This is a genomic window from Fibrobacter sp. (assembly GCA_012523595.1).
In the GTDB taxonomy this organism is placed as follows: domain Bacteria; phylum Fibrobacterota; class Chitinivibrionia; order Chitinivibrionales; family Chitinispirillaceae; genus JAAYIG01.
On sequence record JAAYIG010000120.1, the window covers coordinates 1 to 1,854 of the forward strand.

2 protein-coding genes are annotated in these 1,854 nt (G+C 47.4%); both read left to right on the forward strand.

Translation table 11 applies throughout. The features are described 5' to 3' along the window. Window position 1: 1 nt before the first annotated feature. Window positions 2-790: an electron transfer flavoprotein subunit beta/FixA family protein gene (locus GX089_08205; protein ID NLP02461.1), complete on the forward strand. Its 789-nt coding sequence runs from the start codon at window positions 2-4 to the stop codon at window positions 788-790. 13 nt (window positions 791-803) lie between these two features. Then, the coding region (locus GX089_08210) for an electron transfer flavoprotein subunit alpha (protein NLP02462.1) at window positions 804-1,854 on the forward strand (1,051 nt) is incomplete at its 3' end.

Genomic DNA, 1,854 nt, shown 5'->3' on the forward strand with positions numbered 1-1,854 from the left:
CGTGAACATTGTAGTATGTATCAAGCAGGTACCCGGTACTACCAAGGTGAAGATAAATCCTGAGACAGGGACTCTGATCCGGGACGGCGTTGAAGCGGTTGTCAATCCTTTTGATGAATACGCTATCGAAGAAGCTCTTCGGATAAAGGAGAAGGTCGGTGGTGTGGTAAAAGTGATAACTATGGGGCCTACACAGGCGGAAACAGCTCTCAGGAGTGCGATTGCAATGGGTGCTGATGAAGGTTACCTGATTTCTGACCGTGCGTTTGCCGGTTCAGATACCTGGGCTACCTCCTATACCTTATCAAAGGGAATTCAGACACTGGGCAAAGTAGATCTGATTATCTGTGGTAAACAGGCTATCGACGGTGACACTGCTCAGGTGGGACCCGGGGTGGCTGAGATGCTTGATCTGCCGTTTGTTGCCTGGGTAAGGAAAATCGAAGAGATTTCTGACACACACCTGAAAGTAGAGCGGATGATGGAGGAGGGATACGATGTAGTAGAGATGCCTCTTCCCGGGCTTATTACTGTGGTTAAGGAGATAAATACTCCCAGAATGGCCTCCCTGAAAGGAAAAATGAAGGCCAAGAGCGCTAAAATCTCTGTCCTGAATGTTTCATCGATTCCTGTTGACGCAGAGAGACTTGGATTGAAGGGCAGTCCTACTCAGGTTCTCCGCTCTTTTGTTCCCGAGAGGAAAAGCGGTGGTGAGAAGATTAAAGATGAACTGCCGGTGATGGTAGAAAAACTAAAGTCAACCATTCTTGATTTAGGTATTGTAAAGTAGGAGGCTCGCGCAAATGGGAATAAAAGTCGATTTGGAAAAATGTATTGGTTGCAGTCTCTGTGTGCGTGCCTGTGCCCAGAATGCAATAACAATTGTGAATAAAAAAGCGGTTATCGATCTGGAAAAATGCAACCTCTGCTCTGCTTGTGTGGAGGCATGTAAAAAATACCAGGCGATTTCGATCACAAAAGATGCTGCTGAGAACGGTGTAGATATAAATCAGTACAAGAATGTGGCTGTATTCGTAGAGCAGCGGGAAGGAAAAATCTCCGGTGTTTCTTATGAAATGCTTGGAGAGGGACGCAAGCTGGCAGATGCGCTTGGGGAAAAACTTATCGCGGTTCTTCTTGGCCATGGGATGCGCAGCCAGGCGGATGATCTGGTCAAGTATGGCGCTGATAAGGTTTACTATGTTGACGGAGAAGATGTTGCCAGGTTCCGGGATGATACTTATGCCTGGTTTGTTACTGATTTTATCAATAAGGAGAAACCCTCTATCTTTCTGGCTGGAGCTACTGCTATCGGGCGTTCCTTTATTCCTAAGGTAGCAGCCAAAGTTTACGGAGGTCTTGTAGCTGACTGCACAAAGCTGGAAATCGATACTGAAAAGCGTCTCCTTTTAGGCACTCGTCCTGCTTTTGGCGGGAATCTCATGGCAACTATTATATGTCCGCACCACAGACCTCAGATGGCCACAGTACGTCACAAAGTAATGAAACAGGCTGTGCGCGATGATAGCAGAACTGGCGAAGTGAAAGTTGTCGAGGTTTCAGGTGCCGGCTTTACTGAACGCACAAAAATCCTCGATATAATAAAGGAAGTTGAGTCCACAGTCAATATTGCCGAGGCTGATATCATCGTTTCCGGCGGAAGAGGAATGCAGAAGCCGGAAAATTTTTCACTTATCAGAGATCTTGCTGAGGTATTAGGCGGTGCTGTGGGTGCAAGCAGAGCGGCTGTTGATGCCGGGTGGATCCCCTACTCTCATCAGGTGGGCCAGACTGGAAAGACTGTCTGCCCGAAGCTCTATATTGCATGTGGCATTAGCGGTTCTGTACAGCACA